Below are 26,950 nucleotides of genomic sequence, written 5' to 3'. Positions count from 1 at the left end.
ACTGCAGTGTCGCAGATTTAACATTTTGCTGGCATAGGGAAATTTGACCGGCCAATTTTCACCCGCAGCACCAAAAATAAAGAGGCTGCTCCTCTACAGAGCAACCTCGTCATCAATCATTCCTGAAAAATTGTTTGGAACTTATTTAATGTCCGCCCAATAAGTACCATCCTTGTCTTTACCAATAGTCAGTATATTTCCCTTATTCAACTGATCATTACACCATTTGGCAAATTTCAGTCTGTCTTTGGAGGAAAAAGAGTGTTGTCTGACAGCCAGCAGGTCTGTTCCGCTGTTAATGCTGGCAGGAGAGCTAACAATGTAGATCCCTTTGCCCGGTTCTAACGCCAAAGTATAGACGTGTCCCTGGTTCAGCAATGCCTCGTATTGTGCGAGGAACTCTTCTACATCATGAAAATAAACCTGCTGCAGTACAGTTGCGGAGGAAACCGGTCTAATGTGATTAGCCTCCACCGGAGAAATCATCGTACAGTTAACAAAAACGCCTCCTATCAGTAAGGAGAAAAACAGTTTTTTCATATAGGTAACATTTGATTTCCTTAAAAATAAACGTACTTGCTGCCACGGTAACACAGGCCTGTAGCCATATTGCAGCCACTCCTTATTTATTTCCATAACACGTTGCAAGTGTATGGAAAGCTACCTTCGGTTCCCATGGCAACCCCGGGTAAGTTTGTCCCGATTCCTCCTCATACACCTTCACAATACCATAGCTGGCCATGTCCAGGTCATGCTCCGGCTCCTGCCGGTGAGGCAGGTTATACTGGGCGAACGTACACAGGAATACCGCATCGACCTTTTCTGCGGCGAAAATATCGAACAGTTCCTTGATATGCGCTGCCTGCTCTCCCTCGTCCCGGATATGGTTTCCCTTTATTTTACGGGGCCTGGCGTTGGCCCAGTCGATCAGCTCACCGCCATGTGCACCCATATCGGCCCCACCACGCATCGTGACACATCCGAACTCGGTAATGGCCAGCGGCTTTTTCATTTGCATCAGCCGGCGAAGCCCCGGCAGAAAAGCAGGCGCAATATCTGCCGACCGGTACCCTGCATCTGTGGCAATGAAATCGAACAAGTCCCAGTCGATGGCGCTGAACTCCAGCGGTATGGAAGCATAGCTGACCAAGCCACCAAACTTCTCCCTCACCAAGGGCACCAGTTCATCAAAAAAAATACGTATACGGCTTTGTACCGGCGGGATTTCATTTCTTAGTTTTACCGCATCTTTAAAGAGGTCGAGGCGCTCATCCAGGGTAGCAGCGGCGAAAAAGCCGGCGTTGAATAAACTGATCTCAGAGCCGGCCAGAAAGACAACGGCCGCCCCTTCCCTTCTGAGACGTTCTGCCCGCTCAGCACAATCCAACAGGAAGCTGACCAGTTCATCGATGGTCAGTCCACAGGTGAAAGGAGAATACCATACTTCCAGTCCGACGGATGCCGCCAGCCGGGCGGTAATTTCCAGGCGGTCCGCATCGCCGCCGGTAACACGTACGGCATTACAATGCAGCTCACTTTTGATGATCTGCATTTCCTGCATCACTACAGCAGGTTCAAACTTTTCTTTGGTGCTTACTCCGAGGTTAATAAACCCGGTATCATAAGTAATTCCTTTAATCCGCATAGATGGTTTTTTATCTGTGCAAGATAAAGGAGCAATGCGCATCTTATGCGCGTGAAGCGGGTATGTACAAGTTTATCTCAGTTTTGTACAACAACTTGTGTTTCCCTGAATTCCCGACAAATTGGTTTGTAAAATGTAAATTATGTCTGTCTGATAAATATATGCTAAATTGATCCGGATACATTACACATATGATGGAATATACGAACCTCTCTCCTTCATTACAGGCAGCCATAGAGAAGGCAGAAAACATAGCCATTGAGCAAATACAGTCGCAGCGGGACTTTGAACCGTTTATTCTTTGCGGTGAGTTACTCGATGAAATCAAACGCATAAAGACCCGGGACACAGAAGAAATACTCGAAGCAGCGGAAGAAATCATAGAAGATATAGACGATAGTGAAACAGCCGTACTCGTTTATCAGGATAACATCATGCTCAACGACGGCACCTTCGAGGCCATTGTTTGCCAGATTTACAATGTGGATGAAGACTTTGGTTATAGTTTTGGCCAGATATACCGCATCAATGAGGGCAAGATCAGCTTTCTGAACAAACGGGTGTTCCTTGGTGAGGTCAGGAACCTGCTGGTTTTTTGATTTATTGAGCGGAACATGGTAACATTTTTGCGGTTGATTCTTCACACCCAAACAGCTACTGTCATGGTACGAGAATCCCACAAAAGTCTGATCGAAAAAGGCCTGCAACTGGAAAAAGCGGGCGAGCCGGACAAGGCCATTCAACTTTACCTGCAGGTGGTAAAGAAAGACCACTTGAATGCGGCAGCGTATAATCGGTTAATGGTCCTCTACAGAAAGCAGAAAGCACCCCGGAAAGAGATCGCTATCATTAATGAGGCGATAAAAGCCTATGAAGACAATGTAAAGACTGAACAATCTGCCTGGATGAAAAAGAACAGAAAGGCCGCCAGTATCAGCAGGGAGCTGGTAAAAGCACTGGGCCTGGTCGATAAAAAAGGAGTTCCTGTTAATCAACCTACGCAAATCGTTACGTGGAAGAAACGCAAAGAAAACCTGGCTCAAAGGTTGGCCCATCAGTAAACCCATCTTACCGGAGTATGTCAAATGCCCGCATGAAATCATCAAAGTAACGACGGCTGAATAATACGGACCGTCCGTCTTCCAGTACAATTTCATTGTCTACCAGGTTCACTTTTGCCACTTCGCGGATATTGACGATATAATTGCGGTGCACCCTCACGAAGCGGATAGCCGGTAACCTGCCCAGGATAAGCTTTAGCGGTTGTTGTACCAGGTATTTTTCCTTGCTGCATACAATCTTGCTGTATTTACCTTCCACTTCGATATATTGAATATCGTCCAACGATATTTTAGCCAGCATATTTCCTCTTTTAATAAAAAAGATATCCTGCAACATAATGGTACTCTTCTCTTCCATCGCGAAGATGCCCGCAGGCGCACCAGCAAACTTCTCCACCGCCAGTTCGATAGCGTATTGCAGCTCCAGTTCATTGAAGGGCTTCAGCAGATAGCTGAAAGGCGCCGTGAGCCTGGCAGCTTCAAAGGTATTACGGTCGGCGGCGCTGGTCAGAAAGATAAAGGGCTTCCTGGTATCTTCTTCCTCACTGATCTGCGCTGCAAAAGTGATCCCGTCTTTTCTTCCATGTAAAAAAATATCGATGATCACCAGGTCTGGTTGTATAGCATGGAACAGCCGTAACGCTTCCTGCAATGAGTTGGCAATGCCGCCCACCTCGTAGCCGTGGTCCAGTAACATGCCTTCCAGCAGGCTGGCATCCTGCCGGTCATCTTCGATGATCAATATTTTCGCTCCTTTCATGATGCTTCCGTTTGGAGAGAGATAGTTACAGTAGTACCTTTCCCTTGTTGGGCAGAAAACAGCAACCGCGCGCCGTTCTTTTCGGCCAGTGTTTTACAGAGCCAAAGGCCCAGTCCGGTGCTTTGTCTTCCGTCGGTATCTGTTTGGTTTCTCATATGGTTATTCGTCATTATTGTCTGCAATAGGTGTGTATCCATTCCTACTCCTGTATCGCTTATTACCAGTTGACATCCGGTATCCTGTAGGTCGGCCGATATGGTAATGGAGCCTCCTTCCGGTGTGTATTTAATTGCGTTATCGATGATGTTGCGTACCATAATCCTGAACGTGTTCAGGTCAGCACTGAAAAAAGCCGGTTCAGGTATTGACCTGTGAACGGCGATGTTTTTATCTGCTGCCACCGGAAGAAGATCGTAGCAGACCTGGTTGATCACGGTGCGGAGATGCAGCTTCTCCTTGCGGAAGAACAACTGGCCGGTCTGACTGAGCGCCCAATGCAACAAATTATCGAGCAGCGCATAGGTGCTGCCGGCGATCTTTTCGTTGTTGAGTGCCAGCACATCCGCTTCTTCGTGGCGCGCCTGCTGTATCGCTTTACGGAGCCGGCCCAAACTGAGTTTCATCCGGTATACCGGTGACCGCAGGTCATGCGCCACAATAGAGAACAGGCGGTCTTTTGTTTCATTCAGCAGATGCAGCGTTTCTTTCTGTTGCGCAATGATATAGGCGTTTCTTTTCTGCTGCCGGTAAGCATACCACGCGAAAGCTGCCAGTACCATCAGCCCCGCCACTGCCACCAGCAAAGTATTCCGTTGCCACCGCTGTGTGGACAGCGCGGCCAGTTGCAGCCGTGTTTGTTGTTCCAACACGCGGATAGCCAGTTCCCTTTTCTCCACGGCGAGCTTTTTCTCCAGCTTCGCCATCTCCCAGATATGATCACGGTTCCAGATACTATCCTGCAAAGCCTCGTACTGCTTGCGGTATTGTAACGCAGCGCGGTATCTTTTCCTGTTCTCCTCCACCACGGCCATGTTACGATAAGCATTCCTCAGCACGGCCGTATCACCGGATGTCCGGGCGAAGCGCAGACCTGCTTCAAAATAAGGGATCGCTTTACGGTCGAGGTACTGTTCGTAATACAGGTTGCCGATGTCCATACTGGAAATAGCCAGCCCGGTAGTATCTCTCAGCTGCTTTTCCATATCCCTGCTTTGCAGGAGATACTTTTCCGCTTCACTAAACCTTCCCATATGAAAGAAGCAAAGGCCTTTATTGTGGTACACGCTTTTCCTGACTTCCAACGCAGACTGCTGCATAAACTGGCTTTCCCATCTGTTGAAGTATTGCAGTGCTACCGTGAACTGTCTTAATTCAAGGCTGATCTCCGCTACATTGATATAGCAGTTGGACAACAACTGTGTGTCCAGGTCTTTGGCATTCGTAAGCTGAAGGAAATCCTGTAACGCCTCATGATATAATTGTCTGTTATACTGTATGCTGGCACGTAGAAAAAAAGCGTAAGGATAAAGAGGATGTGTTGGCGCGTTGTCAATGTCTTCCAATGTTTTCAGGATGTACCGGTAGGCATTGTCAGGATCCCTGTTCCGCAATGATACATGGCTGTTATGAAAATAAACCAGGTAAGACGTTGGATATTGGTTATCTGCTATCAGCCGTGCAGAATCCGCGGGCGTATGCCGGCAAATACTGCACTGTTGCCGCAGTGTGCTATATATGGCACCAGTTACAGGTCCGGGCGATGCCAACACCTGTGTTGCCCAAAGAAGGGTTACCACAGGAACAGCAAAGAATCGTTTCATGTAACCACTTATGCGGGCCTTTTAACAGTCGTTACCGTCCCCCTGGAAGTTTCCGGATCTCCCACCCGGTACATCACGCGGATAGCCTGTGCCTGCGGCCCATCTATAGCATAATCAATCAATACTTTCCATAATGACCAGGTGCTATTTGCCGATTCACGCTTTTGGTAATCGACGATAATCTGTCGTACCAGCAATACCCCGGCTTCTGTATTCTCTTCTATTATATGATTGAAGTCATCGTTAATGATAGGCTCCTGGCCATCCGGAACGTATAAGCTCATCACAAGGTGATACATGTTAGGATACTCCGCATCGGGGTATACTGCCACCAGCGGTTCGGTAGACAGCCTGGCAGCCAGACCGGACCCGAAGATTTTTTTTTCCAGATTTTTTATGCGAACGGACGAGAGAAGAGCATTTTGGCTCATAGAGGATAGTTTGAAAAAGATGATGGTAATTGAGTTATAACAAATATAAGATTAATCTCCATTCATTTTTTCGCTCATACCGTAAATCCCACCACTTATTCCTTTCGATACTGCGCTTATGCCATCTGCTCCAAACCCAGGCTGTACCCACGCTACCTTTACTTCAGTTCATCACCGGTGATGCACTTCAGGTAACAACATTCACTTTATCCTTTAAACGCTTTTTATGGCAGACATTAAATTAAATCTTATCAACCGGTCCAATGACCGCAACAATTCCAGCATCGTTATTTTCCAACGGAATGAAGCCACTTCTTTTAATGAGCTGGCCGTAGCCTGGCAGGTAGTTAAAAACCTGGGACAAGGTTGGAGCCACCCCTTCGCTTATCCGATGGGAATGGCAGTTGCGGCAAGCGACAGCTGGGGCAACTACAGCCCGCTGAAACCAGCAGAAAACGGTCAGCAGTTCCAGGTAGTGCGCGACCCTTCCGGCGATATCCTGAAATACACCGGTCAGGCCACCAGCCAGAACGAAGTGGAAGTGCTGAATGCACTGGACCAGGGAGCCGTTAACGCCAACGTATACCGTGACGGTAAGCTGCTGGCCACTAAAACCGCTATTGCACCAGGCCAGAAAGCCACTTTCCAGTTCAGGCCCACTATCTGGATAGGCGTGGTTTCCCAGGTGGAAGAAGGTCAGCTGATCAACAGCGCTATCCTTCAGCAGATCAACACAGAGCTGTCACTGTTCGGTATTGCCAGCGCCGATATCGTCATGACAGGCGGCGGCCCGGGCGCCAGCTCCACTCCTTTCGAGTTTACCCTGCAGAATATCCTCTATGCATAACCGTTAGGCCCCATTCCCGCTTCCAACGCCAACGGCCGAGTGAAATGGGGTGGGGCTTTCCTTTCATCTTTTAAACTGTCAGCGATGGTTGAGACAACTATTATCAATAACACGTTTAAGGTGGTATCTGAGCTGCTTGCTCCGGACCAGGAACATCTTCATAAAACAATCACGGCAGTAAAGTACGAGTTCCACTATCCTATAGACGCGCCCGTACCGGTCATCTCCGGGTATATCGATGCCCACCATCGGCGGGAAACGCAATACACAGGATACGACGCGTTCCGGATAAAAGGTCAGCTGACGTTGACAGTCAAAGAAAAGGAAGTCATACTGAACGGCAACCTCTACTATGGACACAACGAGAATCCGGCGCTACAACATCATTTCGATGGTACCCTCGCTTTATTCCGGGAGACACCACCGCCACCACCACGTCCGGATGATAACGACGGCAGCAGTGACGATTTCCCTCCGCAGCTAGCCGTAGATGCTCCTCTTTTCCCTTATATCAATATACAGCCCTGGCCTGACGACACCCCGGCAGACAGCTGGCTTCATTTCTTTACCTACGATCCGGCGCATACCGGCACAGATTCCCTTTACAGCCAATTAGCGGCCATTGCGCCGCAAAAAAACCGGCAGGCGATGGAGCAGTTGGCCATTCAGTTTCTTCAACAGGATGTGCCATTTACCGGTCAGTACTATGGTAGTGTGCAACAGGTACCGCCCCCTTTCAACAGCTTTCCTGCGCTTTATGACGCATGGGTAGCCACTACGCACCTCAGCAGTGACGAAGACGTAAGCGCGGGCGTTGATATCACCTCCTGGCTTCCTGTCATTGACCAGTTGTGGCAGAATTACTTTGCCCTGGCCATCATACCGGGCTTTAATGAATCCTTTGCCATCGCATTGAACAAAATACTGTTGGTGTGCAACCTGCTGCAAACACAGTACAGCACGGAGCCGCCACGGGTAATCACACAGGAAGAGATCCGCAGCCTGCTGCACGCCACCATCATATTACCATCACTGATATTTCCTTTACCATCTTATGCAACAGCCATACCGCTGCTGAAAGATAACAGCCGGATCATGCCTTTTGCCATCGGGCAACTGAAAATGTCACGTTATCGGTTGCTACGTTACCAGCCCGGAGAAATATCCGGTATCCAGAATGTGATGAAAGGAGAACAGAAAAAAACAGTGCAGCGTCAATTGCAGAGCAGCCAGGAAACACAGCAGGAAAGCAGCTCACAGCATAACAACAACACCGGAAGTTATCAGCAGACCAGCAACGATCTGCTGCTGGAAACAAAGAAAACACTGGCCGGTTTTACCCAAAACACTTCCTACGATAATTTCACTACCACCTATGGTCCGCCTACACAGGCAGTACTCAATGGCAGCTGGTCATCATCCCTGAAACCAGACAGCGACGGCAAACAATCCGACAGCGGGTTTATGAGCCGGGTACTGAACAGTACCGTCAACCGCGTCAGCGAACGTATCTCCAGAATAAGGTCCTTCAGTCAATACAGCGAACAGGAAGCGGTGACCAGCAGCCTCTTTGACAACCGCCAGGGCAACGGGCATTTCAGAGGCATCTACCGTTGGCTGAATAAAGTTTACCGCGTTACCGTAGAAAATTACGGTCATCGTTTTTTGCTGGAACTCAGTATTGACCAGCCTTCACAGGACTATATAAAATCACAACGGTCACTTAACGCGATAGACCTGCAAATGCCGCTATCGCCGGCAGAAAAAGGCATCGGCGTGTTTACTGATATCACTGCAGGCAACTATGCGCAGCTACTGGGTTATTACCAGGTGGATGTTATACAGCCACCACCTGAACTGTTCACCTATGCAGCAGCGGTACTGCGTCCGGGGGAAACAGAGAAGTACGCTAACATACCGGAGCACTATACGGCGGAGGAGGCATCCGTGACGGGCATCATCGCCGATGGCGCCCCGGTGCAGGTGATCAAAGGCATCGTTGGCAGCATCATTTTTGAGGTGCCGGCACCAGCATCCGGGCCACTCAGTATGTACGGAGAAACCGGACAGCTACCCGTGTCCGCTATCGGGCCCAATCTGCCGGACGCACCACCCTACAAGCCCAATGATTTCATCATCAATGTCAGGATCAAATGCCGCGTGAGCGAGGAAAAAATGAATGAGTGGAAAGCGGGTGTCTACCGGCAGATCAGCGAAGCTTATCAACAACGTTTGTCCTTATACATTACCACCCTCAGCAGGCTTGCCGGGGAGCATGAACAAAACAACCCTGAGCTGCTGCGCAATACAGAGCGGTCGGCCCTTCAGCGCCGTAGTATAGCCTTACTGATGCAGGTGTTTTACACCAAAGTGGGCAACGCTCCCGATGCCCCCACAGCTGCCGGCTTGCCGGTCAATGAAGTCCGTTATGACCAGTTCTTCCAGGAAGCCCTTGAATGGGATGAAATGACCTGGTCCTTCGATGACAGTCCATCTATTTTCAGCTATGCCTTGCAGGGGCGCAACGATTCACTGAGGCCTTTCCTTCAGGCGCAATGGGCGCGGGTACTGTTGCCCGTTCGGCCAGCCTTCAACTTCCAGTTGTTGTATTATCTCTCTTCGGGGATGATATGGCCGGCGCCCTACCCCTTTGTGCCGGTAAACGAGCCAGACATCCGGATAGCGGACCACCTGAAATCGGAATATAACAGGAACCCATATACGAAAATAGAGCATATATGGGAAATCGTTCTTCCTACAGCCATGCAGGTAGTGCAGGACAGCAGTCAGCTCCCGGAATTCACTTCATCACCTAATACATAAAATCATGATACCAGCACCTTTGCATCCCGGTCACCTGTCGATGATGCCCACCAGTATTCCACCCGGAGCAGTGATGGCTTTCGCCGGAAAAGTAACGGATCAATATGCCGATTTTGAAAGCATGATCAACACCTATGGCTGGATGCTTTGTGACGGACGGACCTTGTCTCAACATGATTATCCCGTATTGTACGCTGTACTAGGCAAACAATACAACACTCCTGAAGTGAAGAACGACGAATTCTGTATTCCGGATTACCGCGGATACTTCCTGCGCATGGCGGATATGGGCAGCGGGCGCGATCCGGACGCCGGCAGCAGAAAGCTGGCCAACGGCAGCACCAGCAGCGAAGTGGGCTCTGTTCAGGAAGACGCTTTGCAAATTCACCAGCATGCCTACCTGAAAACCGGGGATGTAAATAAGCCCCAAGGGAAAAATGAGCAAGACAAACCTGTCCTGACAGGTTCGGCTTTTACCAGCGACCCAGTTGACGGTACAGGTCTTCCGGGCAGTGTGCGGACCAGCACTGAAACAAGACCTAAAAACAGCTACGTCTACTATATCATCAAATTTATCTAACAACTAAAACCTTATCTTATGGCATTTACTGCTTATCATGGCGTCACGCAAACGACCGACAACAGTTGTGGCGCTTTCTCACTGGCCGCGGCCCTGGTGCATCTTGGCGCCGCCAATGTCCCCGATATTCTGAATACCGGTAACCTGACGCAACGTTACACAGCACCAGGCCCGGCAGCGCTTGCACAGCGTATTTACCAGACAACCGGCAACCTGCTGCTCAATCTCCTGGCACCAGCCCCTACCGCAACCTATCAATACGATGAACCGGTAGGAGATTACAATCCGCCTTCAGCGCTGGCTTATGTAGCGAGACAATTTGGACTGACAACCAACAACATCATCGTATATTATAACAATCAAGCAGCGGGACTGCTGCAAAACATACAAGTCACCAATGTTGGCGCAGGCGCAGACCTCCTGGAAACAGAAATTGATCAGATCACTACACAGCCTGCATACGGGCTTGTCAACGGGCCGGTTAATTACACACAAAAGCCTGGTCAGCAGGAAGCACATCTGCTGGTCGTGGAAAACCTGAATCACACGATCGCGCTGAATAATACCGAACTATATGATCCCGGCTACGGATATGTGGGCCCTTATACGCTCAACAACAACGGGCCTTTACCGTTGACGCAAATCAGTTTTACGCTTCCCGGAGGACTGGTTGTTAACTATGACTTCAGCGGTGTATGGATTAAACTAAAGGCATAACAGCAGCTTAAAAAGAAAGCGGTTGATGCTATAATGAATCAACTGCTTTATCATATGATCATCCTACCTTTTTAGGTAGTTAGCATGCGGTAGCGTTACATACCAATATCGATATACTAAACCTTCTACTTCCAACGTTTATACATTGGTTTTTGCGCCCTCAAATAAACTCACGCGATAAGTGAGCCATGCTTTAGAAAAAAATAACAAACTATGAAGCCCGGAAGAATTTTCCTTATTTCCTTTAGTGGGAAATCGCAGGTTGGTGGAGTAGAAAGAATAGTGTATCACCTCGATGAATATTTTCTTAACAAAGGAATAAGGACCAAGCTTATTGACGAAACCTATCTTGTAAAGCACACCCTTTTGGGGCGCCTGTTTAATTTACTGTTCAGGCACCATCATTTCAGAAAGCGCAAGGAGGTATATATGGCACGTTATACAAGTGCCTATCTCTGGCTGCATAAACGACGGAATGATATTGTGATCACCCAGGGGGAGTCAGCCCCATTTTTTCCTGTAGACTTTAATTTCATACACGGCTGTTACCACCTGATGGAAAAGGCTTACTGGCGCAAGGAAGAACACCTGAGCCGTATTTCCAGGCTTCAGCAGCGGAATTGTATGTCGGCCAGGCAGGTGATTGCAGTCTCTTCCAAGGTAAAGCAGGATATCGTCAGATGGTACGAGGTACCGGAAGAGAAGATCAACATATTATATAATTGTGTGGATACGGACAAATTCCGTCCTATTGAAAAAAAATATAGCCGTCAACGCACGGTACTATTTGTAGGCAGGCTGATATCTTATAAAGGATTAGCCGTACTGGAGCAGCTTGCTGCTACCATCGAACAATCCTCCAGCTGGCGCTTGTTGATCGCCTGCAATGAAACACCCGAAACGGCACGCTTTTCCGGCTTTTCCAAGACGATGATTAAAACGGGACTGAACATTGACAATATTGCCAGCGGCGCCTATGCCGCAGGAGATCTGCTGATACTGCCTTCGATGTTTGAAGGCTTTGAGCTGGTAACGCTGGAAGCGTTGTCGACAGGCATTCCCGTCATCGGCACAAAAGTCGGCGCCATCAGCGAACTGTATGATCAGGGCTTCCCCGGAGTGCACCTGTTGCCTGACAATATCAGTTTTACAGATGATGCTATTCTGCAACATTTCGAGCGTCTGTTACAGACTTTTCAGCATACTATCACGCCACAGGCGCTACATGAAAAGATAGCAGCGAGATTTGGCATGGAGCGCTATACCAAGGAACTGGATGAGATCCTGATTTCCAATAACTAATAACTGGCAATAAAAAGGTCGCACTTCATTTGGGTGCGACCTTTTTATTATTTTGTATAGATAACAGGACTATTTCAAAACGTCCAGTATGGGATGATCAATGCCCTGCACCTGGGTTTCAGCGGGTTTAACCAGCTCCAGCACGGTGATTTTGTTCTGACCGGCTTTCAGCCATTCCGCAGGAACATAGAGCGTTTGCTGTGGGCCTACCTGCCAGTAACGGCCCAGATGATGACCATTGATCCATACCACGCCTTTGCCCCATTTGCTCATGTCCAGGTAAGTATCTCCTTTGCTGCCCAACGTAAAACTGCCCTCTTTTAATACAGGAGCGTCAGCTGTTATTGCCGAGGTTTTGATAACCGGCTGCTGTTCAAACGGAAGCTTAAACTGCTGCCACTGCTGAATGACATTACCATTGAACAATACCTGTCCGTCTATTCCTTTCCTGTTTTTCAGGAGATAGGGACCAAAGTTGATGCGTCCCAGGTTTTCGACCAGGATATCCAATGTTACGACGCCTGCAGGGAGCGTGATATCGACACTGTCTTGTTTCAGGCGTCTGTCGAGGATGGCCGCTCTTTTTCCGTTTACGAAAACCAGGCCGTAGTCGCGGAGGTCTTTAATCTTTAAAGTACCGCTACTGCCGCCTTTGATGGTAGTACGATACAATACGAAGCCGTAGGCCTGCTTCAGGTCTTCGAACGTTAACGGCTGTACGCTTTTTACCGCAGCTGGCAGCTGGCTGAACAAGGCACCGCTACGCTCAAAAGTAATTACTGGCGTGGTGATCACCGGTTTTTTCGCCGGCACTTCCGGCAAAGCCGCTCCCGGCGCCAGATGTTTGGCGATTACGTTTCTGAATGCCATAAATTTGGGCGTAGCATTTCCTGCTTCGTCCAGTGGTGCGTCGTAGTCGTAGCTGCTGATCTGTGGCGAATAAGGAGCATCATCGCTGTAGTTGGCACCATTCATATAACCGCGGGTAGTACCCCCGTGGAACATGTACATATTGATGGAAATGCCGGCGGCCAGTACCCTGTCCAAACGGGTAAGGAAATTTTCGTAAGGAACAGTATGGTGCTTTTCTCCCCAGGAGTCAAACCAGGCGGGGTACCATTCTGCAATATAGAAGGGACCTTTACCCTGATGGTTTTCTTTTACCAGTCGTTTTACTTTTTCGGGATCATCCACGCCGTTTACAGCCGGCAGCAAACCTGGCAGGTGCCCTTTGGCCACATCAGCGGCAGGGTCACAGGTATATAACAACCCGTCAAAACCAGCATCCGTAAACATCTTACGGTTGATCTCCAGGTAAGATTTATCGTTGGAATAAGAGCCATATTCATTTTCTATCTGCACCATCAGGATATTGCCTCCATGGTTGATCTGCAAAGGCGCCAGCTGTTTACCGACCGCTTTCATATAGTTATTATAGGCTTTCAGGTATTGCGGTTCTTTACTTCTCACCTCCAGCCCTTTTATTTCCTGCAACCAATATGGATAGCCTCCAAATTCCCACTCAGCGCAGGCGTAAGGACTGGGGCGTAAGATAACCCACATCCCTTCTTCCTGGCATATTTTCACAAAAGCAGCAACGTCGTTGTTGCCGGAAAAATTATAACGTCCCTGCTCCGGTTCATGCATGTTCCAGAACACATACGTGCCGATGGTGTTCAAGCCCATGGCTTTGGCCATCCTGATGCGGTCGCGCCATGATTCGCGGGGCACCCGCAGGTAGTGAATTTCGCCGGAAATCATCTGAAATGGTTTCCCATCCAGCAAAAAGGTAGAATCGCCTAACTGAAAAGTGTGCTGCGCGCTTAGCTGAACACAGTATAACATCATCAGTATTGCTACGCTGATTTTCTTCATTGCTTACTGTTTATTTTAATTGTTGGGTTATTGTGACTACTGAACGCGCCGGGACCACCATCGTACGCCCGTTTACGTTACCCGGCTGTAAGTTTCCTTCGTTATTCGTGGTATAACTGCGCATACTTCCACCGGGAATGCCTTTACCATGTATTTCGATATTAGCAGCCGAAGCGCTGCTGTTGACAACCACCATGGCGAGGGTGTTGTCTGTATTTTTGTAGGCCGACAGATATATGTCTTTTATAGCACGGGCGCCTGTCAGCTGAGCCGTCACCCTTTGCGCGGCAGGCCGTACAAAGCGGCTATAATTACCCAATACCCATAACATTTTAGTATCGTGTATTTGCCCATCCACTTTATTTTTGTCGATATAAATCAATCCGTCTTTGTAATCGTATGGCGATATGGCCAGCCACCACTGCCAGGCCGACGCATTAGCAACAGTGAGGTCCGTATGAATAACCCTCGCCAGGTACAACGCAGCGTCCATGCCCAGGTCCACTTTACTTCCATTCATTTCTCCTGCATTATCGCCCAGTATACAATATTCTGATTGCCAGAAAGGAATACCTTTCAACGCTGTGTGCAGTCTTTGGCGGATAGCCACTGCCGTATCCCGGGGTGAGGTGGTAAAATAACTGTGCCCCGCGACTGCCCGATATATATTGGGGCAATTGCCCAGGTAAGTAGAACGCTGCGGATCAAAAAAAGCCGCTACCTGTGTGCCTTTGGCCGGTTTATCTTCACCGGCGTAGAGGTAGTTGAGCTTGCCGGCTTCTGTAATTAAAATTTGGGTAGAAAGCTGGTGCTGGTGAAAAGTTTGACCTACTGCCTTTACAAGGCCATAAATTTGTTCATTGTTATAGGGGCACCCCTCCTGGCCTCCATCGCTCCAATCCCACTGAGGTTCATTGACGGGGCTTACAAAATCAAGAGTAATACCGGTCACCTGCTTAATGCCCAGTACTACATCTTTCAGGAAGTTGGCTACTGCGGGATATTGTTCAGGAGATAAATTACATTCCCCATGGCTGGCGAATGCTTTACCATTACGGGTAAAGGCTACCGGCGGACTATTCACGAAACCCAGGAACTGCCGGACGCCCCTGGCTTTAGCAGCATTTAAAAACCAGATCTGGCCCACGGGCTGCTGCCAGTGGTACTGATGATCGGCGCCCAGAAAACAGGCAGCACGGCGCCATTCGTCACGGATGCCGCTATCATCGCCCTGTTCGGTACTACCGGCCCCAATGTTAAATCGCCACATCGACAAGCCGATGCCTTTGGGTTGCCCATTGGCAGTGGTGTCGCTGCTAAACAACCAATCAGCCAGCTGGTTTCTTTTACTATCCGGCCAGGTACCGGTAAACTGGCAAGACCACGCATCAGATGCCGCAAAGTTGTGAATAGTTTGTGCCTTCCTGGAAAGGTCGATGTTCACGCTTATCACCGGATTATCCTGAGACATGCCTTGTTGCAGGACCATACAGCCCAGCAGGGCACCCATTATCTTTTTCATGTTCATAGTAAGCGGTTGCACGCAAAGCCGCATGGTATGCAAGACTTCCCGTAATGAGATAAGAAGCACAGTTGCAAGGCTGTAAAGTAGTAAAATAGTTGCTGATTTTTTTCTAAATCCGGTGCAGCTATCTTACTACCTTACAGGTATCCTGCCCCTACTGGTTAATAACCAGGGTTCTGTTTCAGGGTAGCATTAGATGCCAGGATGTCTGCTCTTGGAACAGGCAACCAGTAATTGGCTTCTATAAACAAACGATTGTCCAATGCCACTTTACGGGTATAAGTATAACTGCTGCCGTTCCGTGTAATAGTCATACCGTAAGCTGGTACATTTTCGGTAACGGTGGCAATCTTCCACCTGCGCACATCATAGAAACGGTGTTCTTCATAAGCCAGTTCCACCTGCCTTTCTCTCCTGATAGCATCGCGCATCTGATCTTTTGACAATCCGGGTGTCAACGCTGGTTGCAGCACGCTGGCGCGCTGCCTGATCTGGTTGATAGCGTTGTATACGCTGGCATCCGGACCGACGGCTTCATTTTGCGCTTCCGCATAATTCAACAGTACTTCCGCGTAACGGATGTAAATCCAGGGTTGCAAACCGGCCACATCCCACGGATTATCGATAGGGTTTTTATCATCCATAAATTTGCGCAGGTAATAGCCGGTTTTAGATGCATTCCAGTTGGAAGGCCCGTCCTTACTGTCTTTACCCCCTGGGGTAAAAGTTTGTATGGTTGATCCCCTGTAGGTAGCGCCGTTATAAAGAACGGTAGCATAAAAACGGGCATCCCGGTTCACGTACGGATTTTGAGGATCATATCCTGAAGCCGGGTCAGTGATAGGCTTACCGTTATTCATTTCATAGGCGTCCACCATATTCTGTAAAGGCGTATTACCGGCCCATCCGCCATAGCCATTGGGGCCATTGGAGATCTCAAGGCATACGTGACGGGCGCCGATAGCAAACTGCCGCGCAAAAATGATTTCGTTGTTATTACTGTTCAGGAACAACTGTGTATAATCCGGCGCGATGCTGTATTTGGAAAGCGACATGACTGCTTTGGCTGCATCAGCTGCCGCCTGCCAGGTACCTACATTATAGAGCGGGCTCGCTGCGTACAGCAACAGGCGGGCTTTCAGTGCCAGCGCAGCGCCCTGTGTAGCCCTGCCGGGAAGCCAGTCGGTGCTGTTGTTATCAACGGGAAGGTCAGCTGCTGCTGCCGTCAGCTCGGAAATAACATAGTCCATCGACTGCTGCAACGTAGCCCTGTTGAATAATGCGGGGTCGCTGAGATTATCCTGTAAACTGTATTCCTTATCTCCCATCATGATCACACCGCCGTAGTTGCGGACCAGGTCATGATAACGATAGGCGCGGATAAAACGCAGCTCTGCCCTCAACCGCTTGCGGTGCGCAGTACTCATTACCACGCTGTCAATGTTGTTGAGCCCGTAGTTGCATTCCCGGATACCGCGGTAACTTCTCCCCCAGATAGTACCGGTGATGCCCATGTTTTCCGGCGCCAGTTGCCCCTGCTGGACCACCCAGGTATTATCATCATTATTGTAAATAGATTCGTCTGTGATGGAGCTCCACAGGCCGTATTCAAACCCCCTTCCAAATCCGGGGTTGCTGCCCTCTCCTTCCTTATCCTGTAACCGGATGCTCAGGTAGCGATTAATGACATAGTTTTCAAATAGAGAAGAATCACCTATTACGGCATTTCCCAGTATTTTATCGGTAGGGGTCACATTCAGAAAATCTTTCTGACAGGAGAAAAGGAAACCTGCCGCCACCAAAGCCAGACCGGATAATATATTTGTAGTTTTCATGATTTGATTTTTGTGTTTACAACTTAACATTTACGCCCACGTTCACGATACGCTGTTGCGGATAAAACTGTCCTGTGCTGCTGAAACCTTCCGGATCGTAATCTTTTACCTGGGTGATGGTGAAAAGGTTAAAGGCATTGGCATATACGCGAAGGCCTGCTATCCTGGCGCGTGATAAAACAGATGACTGGATGGTATAACCCAGGGAGATGTTTTTCAAACGAAGAAAAGAGGCATTGTTCAGCCAGAAAGTATTAGGACGAAGGCCCCCATTTACAGAAGAGGAAGCACGTTCATCTACACGGGGATAGGAACCATTAGTGTTGGACGGGCTCCAGCGATTATCGGCCCAGCTGCTGTAGAAGTTGCCAATGGTACCGGATTCAGGAAGTACGTATTGACTTACATGTGCTTGTCCGGCAAACAGCACTGACAGGTCAAAGCCTTTGTAATCTGCAGCCAGGTTGATGCCGTAAGTGATTTCGGGAATGTTGCCATACTTTGTTCTCACCATATCATCTGCGGTGATCTGCTTATCACCATTATAATCCTGGTAAATCAGGTCACCCAGTTTGGCGTTGGGCAGATGTGGATATTTGGCCAGGTCGTCTGCTGTTCTGAAAATACCGATAGCATTGTACAACAGGTAAGTATTCATTGGCCCTCCTGTTTCCCGTTGGTACGGCAAAGTACCTACTGCTTCGTCTTTGAAGATGATTTTATTTTTGGCATAGGTTACGTTACCGGAAACATTATAATGGAAACCGCCGGCGGTATTGTCATATCCCAGTGTGGCTTCAATACCCTGGCTGTTTACCTTACCGATATTTTCTGCCGGCACCAGCGGATTGTTTTTATCAAATGGATTTACAATACCGGAGGTCTGCGCCAGCGAGGTACGCGGCGTTAATATCTTGGTACGGTGCTGTTGGAAATAGATGAATTCCAGGGAGAAATGGTCCAGGAAAGTAGCATTCAGTCCCAGGTCCATCTTTTTTGCTACCTCCCAGGTGATATGAGGATTGGCCAGTTTTACCAGGTCTATCCCACTCTGAATTTGTCCATTGACTACATACTGGTTATAGAATGAGTAGTTGTCGAAATACTGGAACAATCCCACATTATCATTGCCCAGGGTACCATAGGACCCACGGAGCTTCAGGCTATTCATGAATTTCACCGGTTCAAACCAGGATTCTTTGGATACTACCCAACCTGCGGAAACAGAAGGGAAGAATCCATATTGATTCCCTTTCGGGAAAGTGGAGGAACCATCCACACGGGCCTGTACTTCCAGCAGGTATTTTTCCAGGTAGTTGTAGGCAATTCTTCCGAAATAGCTTTTCCGGGTGAAGTTGTAGCTGCTGCCAAAATTACTCCTGTCTGTTGCGGCAGCGCCACCCTGCGACAGTTCCGGGGTGAGTGGCGTCGGAAAGTTGATACGGCCGGCGCTCAGTGTATCTACCATGTTTTTGCTCTGCTCATAACCAATCAAAGCATTGAAATCGTGCGCACCAAAACGGCGGACATAATTCAGTTTTATGTTGGTGGTCAGCAGTGACATATTCCGCTGTTGCTCTACCAGCGACGCTTTGCCATTGGAGCCTCCTACGATCTTAGGAACATAAGTGTTGGATGCCGCATCGAAAGTGTATTCTTTATAAGGAGTGGCGAAGGCCTTGGCGAAGTTCCATGCTTTATCGGCCGACAGGAAACCGTCGAGTGACAGACCTTCCACACCCGGGATAGCATAGGACCCTTTCAGGATACCATTAAACACCTGGACGGGGTTGCGGGAAATACCGCCGATGTCCGTTACCTGCATGACCGGGTTGTTGTTTTCAATGCCGGTAGTAGGCAGGCCATTGGGATATCTGTCCAATACCGTTGGGTAAGCCCTGTAGATACCCCGGAAGATATCTCCCGCAGATGTGGTAGGATACTGGCGGTCTTCCTGGCGACCGGACAAGTACAGGCTTACTTTCAGGCGCTTGGTAACATCGGCGTCAATGTTTGACCTGAAATTGTACTGGTTGTATTTGGTGGCGCCATTTTTATATAAGCCATTTTGCCCGAGCATTCCCAGGGAAACATAATACCGTACGTTTCCCCCTCCGCCATTCACAGAAAGGCTGTGCTGATTCTGGGTGGTGCTTTTTCTCAGGGTCGCTTTTTGCCAGTCGGTATTCGGATAGTTCACCGGGTCGGAACCATCCCTGAACTTCTGCAGTTGCTCTTCGGTATAAAACTGGTTCATCCCACCGGCGGTATTATTATAATACCGGATTTCATTCATGATCTGGGCATAGGTATATGCGTCTGCCATTTTAGGCAACCTGGTTGGAGACGAAAATCCCTGGTTAAAGCTGTAGTTGATAACCGGCTTCCCGGTTTTACCTCTTTTGGTGGTGATCAGCATAACGCCATTAGCGGCCCGGCTGCCATATACGGCGGCGGAAGCGTCTTTCAGTACAGAAATGCTTTCAATATCATTCGGGTCGAGCCGTTCGAGGCCCCCGATTTGTCCGGGCACCCCGTCTACCACGATCAGCACATCGTTGTTGCCGGTGGTGGCCAACCCGCGGATGGTGACGGTGGAGCCGTCGGAGCCTGGCTCACCGGAACGGTTGTTGGCAATAACGCCGGAGAAGCGGCCTGTCAGCGCATTGGATACGTTGGGCTGCGGGCTTTGCACGATGTCAGCGCCCTTCACCACTGAAATAGAGCCGGTGAGGGTAGCTTTCTTCTGGGTACCATATCCTACCACCACGACCTCATTCACCGTTTTACTCAGGGCTGTGAGCACGATCCGCAGGCGCGCCCCTCCTTTTACCGCTACCCGTTGCTCGTTATATGACATATGATTAAATAACAAGGTATCTCCAATGGCAGCGCTGATGCTGAATTTCCCATCGCCATCGGTTAGCGCTCCCCCTGTTTTGTTCTTTACCCGGATAGTTACCCCGGGAACAGGGCTATTGTCGGCGGACACCGTACCGGTTACAACGGTCTGCTGTGCCTGGGCACCGCCGGCGAGTAACAATAACAACAGAAAAAATAAATGGGTAAGAATAGGTTGGCTCCGTAAAGGGACAAAAAATTCACGGTCCGTTCCGGATGGAAGTTTTTTCATAACGCTGTATTTAAATGATTGAATCGGAATGCTGGCGAATTAATTCTGGTTGATTGGACTGTCGCTTTCCAGTCTCTATGACATCCGCAATGTACTATGCTGTACACAGATCATAGAGGGGGTAAATCATTTAAAAACGGGGGTAAAATCGTAAAATATCACAGGGGGTATTTAATCCCCCCCTGTGCACAAAGCGAGTATGGTGGCGGGAGAAAGGGAATTATACCTCTTCCTGGCTTTCCGTGATGTTGAAGTCCCTGTTAAAGGAATGCCGGTATTTTTTCACGTAGCTGGAAGGATTCATGCCGAAAAGTTTGACGAACTGTTCACGGAAATATTTAATATCTCCAATGCCTACCTGCGTGGCGGCCTGGGTAATGGTATAGTTTTCCTTGAGCAATAAAACAGCCGCTTTACGGAGCCGGATCGACCGGATAAAGGAATTGATCGTTTGGCCGGAAATGGATTTTACTTTCTTGTATAAACTGGAGTGGCTCATGCCGATTTCCAGGGTGAACTTTTTAATCGAAAAGGTTTCATCTTCCAGGTTGGATTCTATGATCTCTATACAGCGCTTCAGGAAGTCCTGGTATTCGGCCGGCACCCTGATGTTGCTGTTTTTGAGTGTAATCCGGTCAAAAAAGTACTGTTGCAGCAGGTTCCTGTTCTTGATGATGTTGTTCACCTTGGCCATCAACAGGTCGTTGTCGAAAGGTTTGGTGATATAATCATCCGCCCCGCCTTCCAATCCTTTGAGGCGGGTATCGGAGGCGGAAGACCCGGTGAGCAGGATCACGGGGATATGGCTGATTGTGTCTGTTTGTTTGATCCTGGTACATAACTCTACCCCGTCCATCCCCTCCATCTGGATATCACTGATCACCAGGTCAGGCATGTATTTCTGTACAGCAGAAAAGCCACTGACACCGTTATCAGCTTCGTATACCACAAATTTATCTTTGAACAACTGTTGGAGGTATTGCCTGATTTCATCATGGTCATCGATCAGGAGGATGGATTTCTTTTCCGTAATAGTAGTAGTAGGAGGATCGGCCTCCTGGAAGTCCACCGTAGTGTCCTGAGCCTCCAGGCTGGCATCAGCACTAAGCTCCTTTAAAAAGGCCGATGTATACCCGGCACCCTCCAACAATGGGGTGCCCGCAAGATGAGCATTGCCTTTTTTCAGACAAAGCCGGAAGGCAGTGCCTTCATTTACTTTACTTTCGTAGCTGATAATTCCGTAATGTTTATCTACAAAGTGTTTTACCAGATAAAGCCCAATTCCAAAACCTGTCTGTAACGACTCTTTACGGTCCTGTGCCCGCTGGAACTTTTCAAAAATCCGGTTGCCCACACTGTCTTCAATACCACAGCCACTGTCTTTGATGACAATAGTCACCATCTCCGCATCGGCGCTTACTTTAAAAATAATGGTGCCGTTATCGGGGGTAAACTTAAAGGCATTGGAGAGCAGGTTAAAAATGGCGATTTCCAGCTTCTCACTGTCACCATATATGTCTATCTCCGGTGGCTGAGCCTGGAAAACATATTGAATATTTTTAACTTTTGCCTGCTGGGAAAAGCAGAGATACACCTCGTGACACAGGTTCACGATATCCAGCCGGGCAATCTTCAGCTGGTCACCTTCCTGGTCCGCCTTGCGGAATAGCAGGAGCTGATCTACCAGGCTAAGCAGGCGCCGGGCATTGCGGTACACGATGCCCAGGTCCCGATCGTTTTTATCCTGCAGCAGTTCTTTCAGCGGGTTAATAATGAGTGTGAGCGGTGTCCGGAACTCATGGGAAACATTGGTGAAGAACGACAGTTTCTTCTCATTCAGTTCTTTTTCTTTCTCCTTTTCCAGGTAGGCCAGTTTGATTTCGTATTTCAGCCGCTCTTCCCGCGCCCTATAACGGATATACAGGTAAATGGCGCCCAGGGCCGTACTGATATACAGCAGGTAGGCCCACCAGGTGCGGTACCAGGGAGGCAATACGATCAGGGAAACGGTGCGTATTTCCGGGCCCCAGAAACCATCGGCATTGCTGGCCTTTATCTCAAATGTATAATGTCCTTCCTGCAGGTGGGTGTAGTTGGCTGTCCTGGTTTGACCGACATAGTTCCAATTGTTGTCCCAGCCCCGTAGCCGGTAGGCATAACTGATTTTATCAGGCAGCGTATATTCCAGCGCCACGAAATCGAAAGCAATGGTGGCTTTGTCATAGGGAACGGTGATTTCCTTCACTTCTTTCTCCGGTGTTCTGCCGGATACAAAATTATCCAATTCGGTCACCGGCGTATTGTTGATGTTGATATTGGTTAGCCACACCGGCAGCATGGCGGTATCTGCATATACACTATCAGGGTAAAAGATATTGAACCCTTTAATACCGCCAAAGGCGAGCTCGCCTGAACGCAATGCCAGTGCGGCATTAAAGCTAAATTGATTACTCTGGAGCCCGTCGGAGGCGGAGAAGTTGCGAAACGTTTTCTTTACCGGGTCAAATTTTGAGAGCCCGTTAAAGGTGCTGATCCAGATATTGCCCTTGTTATCTTCCAGCATCCGGAGTATGGAATTGCTCGGCAGCCCTTCGGTCATCGTATACCGGGTATAGGCACCGGTTTGCCGGTTAAAGCGCAACAAGCCGCCTCCGTCAGTACCTACCCAAAAATTACCCTGTTTGTCGTGGTAAATAGACCGGACCGTATAGCCAATATCAAAACGCTGGTGTTTCAGGTGATGTTTATCTATCCTGATGAGAGCAGAATAATTACCTCCCCATAGCTGACCTTCACGGTCCTCAGCCAGGCACTGCATGTTTACCAGGCTGCTGTCGAAAAGGCCAAAACGGTTTTCCCGGGGATCAAAACGATACAATGTACCGTTGTTGGTGGTGCTGGCCCATAGTTGTTGTTGATGATCTTCATACACCATCCATACATTATTTTCTGCTGTACGGGTATATGGATTAAAACAGGTATAGTGCTCAAACTTTCCGGTGGTGGTACTGTAGCGGTTTACCCCACCAAACCATGTTGATATCCATAAGTCATGGTGAACATCATGAATGATGGAGGTAATAAAATTGCTGCTGATACCTTGCGGTTGATGTACATCATGGCTATAGGAAGTAATGGCGCCGGTTTCCCGGTTCCAGTGTTTCAATCCTCCCCCGTCGGTACCTATCCAGATATTTTTGGCATCTTCTTCACAAAAAGAAAAAATAAAATTATCGATGGCCCTGGCATCAGGATTACGATTCAGCACATTTAGCTCAAAAGGGTTACGCCGCGATTCAAGGATATTAATTCCACCCCGCAAGGTGCCTATCCATTTACGGCCCTCCCGGTCTTCATAAATAGAATAAACAGCGTTGCTGCTCAGCTGCGACCGGCTCCCCGGACTGGTAAACGGACGTGCGGGTGCATCAGTACCAGTTATCAGGTAAATGCCGTTCCCATCAGAAGCACACCAGGTCGTCCCTTCCCGGTCAGTATACAGGTGTACGATTTTGCTGTTTTCGGGCAAGGCATTACCGGAAAATTTTCCGGTAGCGGCCATATAACGAAATACGCCGGAATCCGTACCCAGCAATAGATTACCGGCTTTGTCGATATTGAGGTAGTTGGCGCGGGGAATATCCCTGGAAACAATATACAAGGTATGTTGACCAATTTCATACCTGCACAAACCGATGTTTTGCACAAATATCCAGGCAGATTTACCGGTAAATTTTATACCGGTCACCTCGTAATTGGTGAGGATTTTAGCATCCCAGTGTAACGGAATTTGCAGACCGTTATCAAGGTTATTATCAAATACGAGCAAGCCATTTTTTTCAGTGCCTACCAAGACGAGCCCATTTTCATCCGACTTAATGATATGTATGTTCTCATTGGCTTTGCGGAGCGTACGGCTATTCACCGGTCTGTACACCGGCATGAAAAATTTTTCAGTGGCAGGGTTGAAAACACTCACGCCCCGCCGGCCGCCTACCCAAAGCTGGTGATGATTGTCATCGGCCAGGGTATAAATACCATTGTCGGCCAGAGAGGTGCTGTCGCCTACTTTGTTCCGGTAAACTTTAAACCTGTACCCATCGTACCTGCTCAGCCCATCGTAAGTACCAAACCACATAAACCCTTTATGGTCCTGATATACAGAGGTAACCGCATTGTTCGACAATCCGTCTTCTATACCCAGGTACCTGATGGGGTAACCGATGGTAGATGCTGCAGTCGTGACCACCATCAGCAATAAAACAAAACAACATGTCCTCTCAACGCGCATAGGTTTATTTTAACGGCTATAAAGCTATTGAAAAAATAAACTTTTCGCGACAAGCGCCATCATTTTAATGCCAGGTAAGGAATGTGGATTGAAGCAGCCTCACAGGGGAAAATCTTTTTGGTTATCATGGCACAGGAGAGCTATATTCTTCATTTGTGACAGCCTGCAACCATACGGTAGGACCGTTTTGCGTGTTGGTGACAGCGATCTGAACAAACCCGGTGTCGGCGCTTGCCCCATGCCAATGAGGAACATCAGGCGGACATTTTATCACATCTCCTTTCCGGAGAATGACTTTGGGTCGTCCTTTTTCCTGATAATATCCCACACCGCCGGTGGCCAACAGTATTTGACCACCGGGGTGATAATGCCATTTGGTCCTGGCACCTGGCTCAAAGGTTACATTCCCCACCTGCGTATTGTTAAGGCTATCCGGACTTACCAACTGTTGCAGGTAGACATTTCCTACAAAGTTATCATTGGTGATCCTTTCTCCTTTAGGGAAAATAAGGTCTGTATTCTGTGGATGCCGTTCGGGAAACGAGGCACAGGAAGCGGCTAAGATTGCCAGCATTGGAAAGCTGATGTTAAAATGATGCTTCATCTTCATTTCAGGTAGTGCTTAAAGAAATTATCCAGTTTTTTCACTGCCTGTGGCACATATTCCGGTCTGTCGTACATATCAATATGCGATGCACCAGGAACCTCAAACAGTTCTTTGGGAGCTGCCGCCCTGGCAAAGGCTTCATCGCTGAAATAACGGGAGTCAGCTTCCTTGCCAATAATCAGCAAAAGAGGACGAGGTGAAATCATCTCCACATGGTCCAGTGCGGTAAATGCCATCAGCTTATCCAGACTGGTAAATATATACTTGTTCTGCGAATTTGGATGCTGGCCTCTGGGAGTACGGTAATACTCATACCCTTCTCTGTACATACCAGTTGCGCCCGCGGGAATTTCTTCCCGGGTATTAAATACATAGTTCACGTATTTTACCGGCTCCCCGTTCGCTTCCCGTGTCCGTTGTTTACCTACTTCATCCAGGCGTTGCTGCATCTGTGGTTTTAACACACCATTCAGTCCCTCACGGCGAAGCTGACCGAGGTCCACCATGCTGACAGTAGCTACCGCTTTTAAACGGTGTTCCGTCTGCGCTGCCTTGATGGCGAAGCCGCCACCTGCACAGATTCCCAGTACACCAATGCGGTCCGGGTTAACTGATGGATGGTTGCTCAGATAGTCTGTTGCTGCACGGTAGTCCTCTGTACGTACCGCCGGGTCTTCCAGAAACCTGGGCTCACCGCCGCTTTCCCCCTGATAGGAAGCATCAAACGCGAGGGTAACGTACCCCTGCTCCGCTAGTTTCTGCGCATACAATCCCGCTGTCTGTTCCTTCACACCGCCGGCAGGATGCCCCACCAGTATAGCCGGATAGCGTTTATGCCGATCGAAGTGCTGAGGCAGGAACAGATTGCCAACGACCGTAATATTCTGATTGGGAAATGTTACCTTTTCCACAGCAACACCGTTTTGCGTCTTTACCGTGTCGGCGGCCGTGTTGAACATCTCATTCAGCATATTTACCACAGCATTTCCTTCCCTCCATCCTACTTTGGTAGATATCAGGAACGCTATACGCCGCAGCTGCTGCTCCGTAAATCCAACGTTCCGGCCTACATTCAGATGCGCCCGTAATTGTGCCGCTGTGCCGCTCATACCCGCCAGTGCTGAAATAGTCGCTATCTCCCGGCTTTGATAATCCAGGTTGTCCCTGCCGAAAATATCCGCAAACAAGTGTTCCTTTAAAAACGTATCAATAACAGGAACATACTTTTGAGGGGCGCCAATATCAGTTGTACCAGTTAGCTTCGTTTGTACGTCCTTCCCAAATGCAAATTTTGACGGTATGAAGTTGACGGCTGCAGGTGTGTTCCCGGCCACATCATTTATTCCATTTTGTTTCCTGCCGCTCACCACCTTTTCCAGTGTGCCGATAGCGTTCAGACTGCGGGGGAAACCAGCATAGGCATACAACTGGACCAATATTTCCTTTGCCTCATTCATACTCAATCCTGCATCTAATCCGTTATTCAGCGCGTGATTCAAAAGTGACTGGTTGCCTGTGGCCGCATACGCAGCAATAGGAATGATACTTTCCTGCTTACCTGTCAGTATTTTAGCTGTATCCGCCGGCTGTTGGGCATTCGCAGACCCACACATGCCGACAAACGCCATGAACAATGCTATCACAGAAATATCGTTAAATAGTTTCATCTCATCTTTTTTATTTCAACAGATGTTTGCA

Annotated in this window: 19 protein-coding genes; 7 read left to right on the top strand and 12 right to left on the bottom strand. The window is 48.7% G+C overall.

The genetic code is table 11. The annotated features are described in order from the left end of the window. Positions 1-141: 141 nt before the first annotated feature. Complete coding sequence (locus HHL17_RS18510; RefSeq protein WP_169226301.1) at positions 142-540, bottom strand: hypothetical protein; 399 nt, start codon at positions 538-540, stop codon at positions 142-144. Between the two features lie 82 nt (positions 541-622). Continuing rightward, positions 623-1,645: a hypothetical protein gene (locus tag HHL17_RS18505; RefSeq protein WP_169226300.1), complete on the bottom strand. Its 1,023-nt coding sequence runs from the start codon at positions 1,643-1,645 to the stop codon at positions 623-625. Between the two features lie 191 nt (positions 1,646-1,836). On the opposite strand from HHL17_RS18505, the gene HHL17_RS18500 reads away from it, so the two are divergent. Both HHL17_RS18500 and HHL17_RS18495 read left to right on the top strand, forming a co-directional pair. After that, positions 1,837-2,244, top strand: coding sequence for a hypothetical protein (locus tag HHL17_RS18500; protein WP_169226299.1), 408 nt, complete (start codon positions 1,837-1,839; stop codon positions 2,242-2,244). 63 nt (positions 2,245-2,307) lie between these two features. Further along, positions 2,308-2,706 (top strand): tetratricopeptide repeat protein, encoded by a 399-nt coding sequence (locus HHL17_RS18495; protein ID WP_169226298.1) that lies wholly within the window; start codon positions 2,308-2,310, stop codon positions 2,704-2,706. Between the two features lie 7 nt (positions 2,707-2,713). Here HHL17_RS18495 and HHL17_RS18490 read toward each other — a convergent pair whose 3' ends face one another. Genes HHL17_RS18490 through HHL17_RS18480 form a run of 3 tightly spaced genes read right to left on the bottom strand, consistent with a single transcriptional unit; the run spans position 2,714 to position 5,717 of the window. Beyond that, positions 2,714-3,466 (bottom strand): LytR/AlgR family response regulator transcription factor, encoded by a 753-nt coding sequence (locus tag HHL17_RS18490; protein ID WP_169226297.1) that lies wholly within the window; start codon positions 3,464-3,466, stop codon positions 2,714-2,716. After that, on the bottom strand, positions 3,463-5,286 hold the full coding sequence (locus HHL17_RS18485) for an ATP-binding protein (RefSeq protein ID WP_169226296.1): 1,824 nt from the start codon (positions 5,284-5,286) through the stop codon (positions 3,463-3,465). Before HHL17_RS18485 ends, HHL17_RS18490 begins: the two co-directional genes overlap by 4 nt. An 8-nt stretch (positions 5,287-5,294) precedes the next feature. Continuing rightward, positions 5,295-5,717, bottom strand: a complete 423-nt coding sequence (locus tag HHL17_RS18480; protein WP_169226295.1) for a hypothetical protein — start codon at positions 5,715-5,717, stop codon at positions 5,295-5,297. A gap of 226 nt (positions 5,718-5,943) precedes the next feature. Between HHL17_RS18480 and HHL17_RS18475 the strand changes: the two genes are divergently transcribed. The 5 genes from HHL17_RS18475 (at position 5,944) to HHL17_RS18455 (ending at position 11,986) form a co-directional block, all read left to right on the top strand. Beyond that, on the top strand, positions 5,944-6,564 hold the full coding sequence (locus HHL17_RS18475) for a hypothetical protein (RefSeq protein ID WP_169226294.1): 621 nt from the start codon (positions 5,944-5,946) through the stop codon (positions 6,562-6,564). 84 nt (positions 6,565-6,648) lie between these two features. Beyond that, the gene (locus HHL17_RS18470) at positions 6,649-9,387 is read left to right on the top strand and encodes a hypothetical protein (protein WP_169226293.1); all 2,739 of its coding nucleotides are present in this window, start codon (positions 6,649-6,651) and stop codon (positions 9,385-9,387) included. 4 nt (positions 9,388-9,391) lie between these two features. Beyond that, positions 9,392-9,967, top strand: coding sequence for a tail fiber protein (locus HHL17_RS18465; RefSeq protein WP_206156084.1), 576 nt, complete (start codon positions 9,392-9,394; stop codon positions 9,965-9,967). A gap of 18 nt (positions 9,968-9,985) precedes the next feature. Beyond that, a complete protein-coding gene (locus tag HHL17_RS18460) occupies positions 9,986-10,684 on the top strand; it encodes a hypothetical protein (protein WP_169226292.1) in 699 nt (232 codons plus the stop codon). A gap of 213 nt (positions 10,685-10,897) precedes the next feature. Next, positions 10,898-11,986, top strand: coding sequence for a glycosyltransferase family 4 protein (locus tag HHL17_RS18455; protein ID WP_169226291.1), 1,089 nt, complete (start codon positions 10,898-10,900; stop codon positions 11,984-11,986). Between the two features lie 69 nt (positions 11,987-12,055). On the opposite strand, the gene HHL17_RS18450 is transcribed toward HHL17_RS18455, so the two are convergent. From HHL17_RS18450 to HHL17_RS18420, 7 genes are all read right to left on the bottom strand, one after another. Further along, entirely contained in the window at positions 12,056-13,861 is a 1,806-nt protein-coding gene (locus HHL17_RS18450) for a glycoside hydrolase family 35 protein (RefSeq protein WP_169226290.1), read from the bottom strand. 10 nt (positions 13,862-13,871) lie between these two features. Next, a complete protein-coding gene (locus tag HHL17_RS18445) occupies positions 13,872-15,383 on the bottom strand; it encodes a glycoside hydrolase family 30 protein (RefSeq protein ID WP_169226289.1) in 1,512 nt (503 codons plus the stop codon). Between the two features lie 164 nt (positions 15,384-15,547). After that, on the bottom strand, positions 15,548-17,221 hold the full coding sequence (locus HHL17_RS18440) for a RagB/SusD family nutrient uptake outer membrane protein (protein WP_169226288.1): 1,674 nt from the start codon (positions 17,219-17,221) through the stop codon (positions 15,548-15,550). A 16-nt stretch (positions 17,222-17,237) separates the two neighbouring features. Beyond that, complete coding sequence (locus tag HHL17_RS18435) at positions 17,238-20,354, bottom strand: SusC/RagA family TonB-linked outer membrane protein (RefSeq protein WP_169226287.1); 3,117 nt, start codon at positions 20,352-20,354, stop codon at positions 17,238-17,240. A 220-nt stretch (positions 20,355-20,574) separates the two neighbouring features. Beyond that, positions 20,575-24,645: a hybrid sensor histidine kinase/response regulator gene (locus tag HHL17_RS18430; RefSeq protein WP_240975907.1), complete on the bottom strand. Its 4,071-nt coding sequence runs from the start codon at positions 24,643-24,645 to the stop codon at positions 20,575-20,577. 124 nt (positions 24,646-24,769) lie between these two features. Continuing rightward, positions 24,770-25,219: a cupin domain-containing protein gene (locus HHL17_RS18425; RefSeq protein ID WP_240975906.1), complete on the bottom strand. Its 450-nt coding sequence runs from the start codon at positions 25,217-25,219 to the stop codon at positions 24,770-24,772. A gap of 32 nt (positions 25,220-25,251) precedes the next feature. Next, a complete protein-coding gene (locus tag HHL17_RS18420; RefSeq protein WP_169226285.1) occupies positions 25,252-26,919 on the bottom strand; it encodes an alpha/beta fold hydrolase in 1,668 nt (555 codons plus the stop codon). Positions 26,920-26,950 lie beyond the last annotated feature (31 nt).

The sequence above is a fragment of the Chitinophaga fulva genome, from assembly GCF_012927205.1.
GTDB classification, from domain to species: Bacteria; Bacteroidota; Bacteroidia; order Chitinophagales; family Chitinophagaceae; genus Chitinophaga; species Chitinophaga fulva.
The sequence above is the reverse complement of the archived record's forward strand: the minus strand, read 5'-3'. Positions and strand labels throughout refer to the sequence as shown.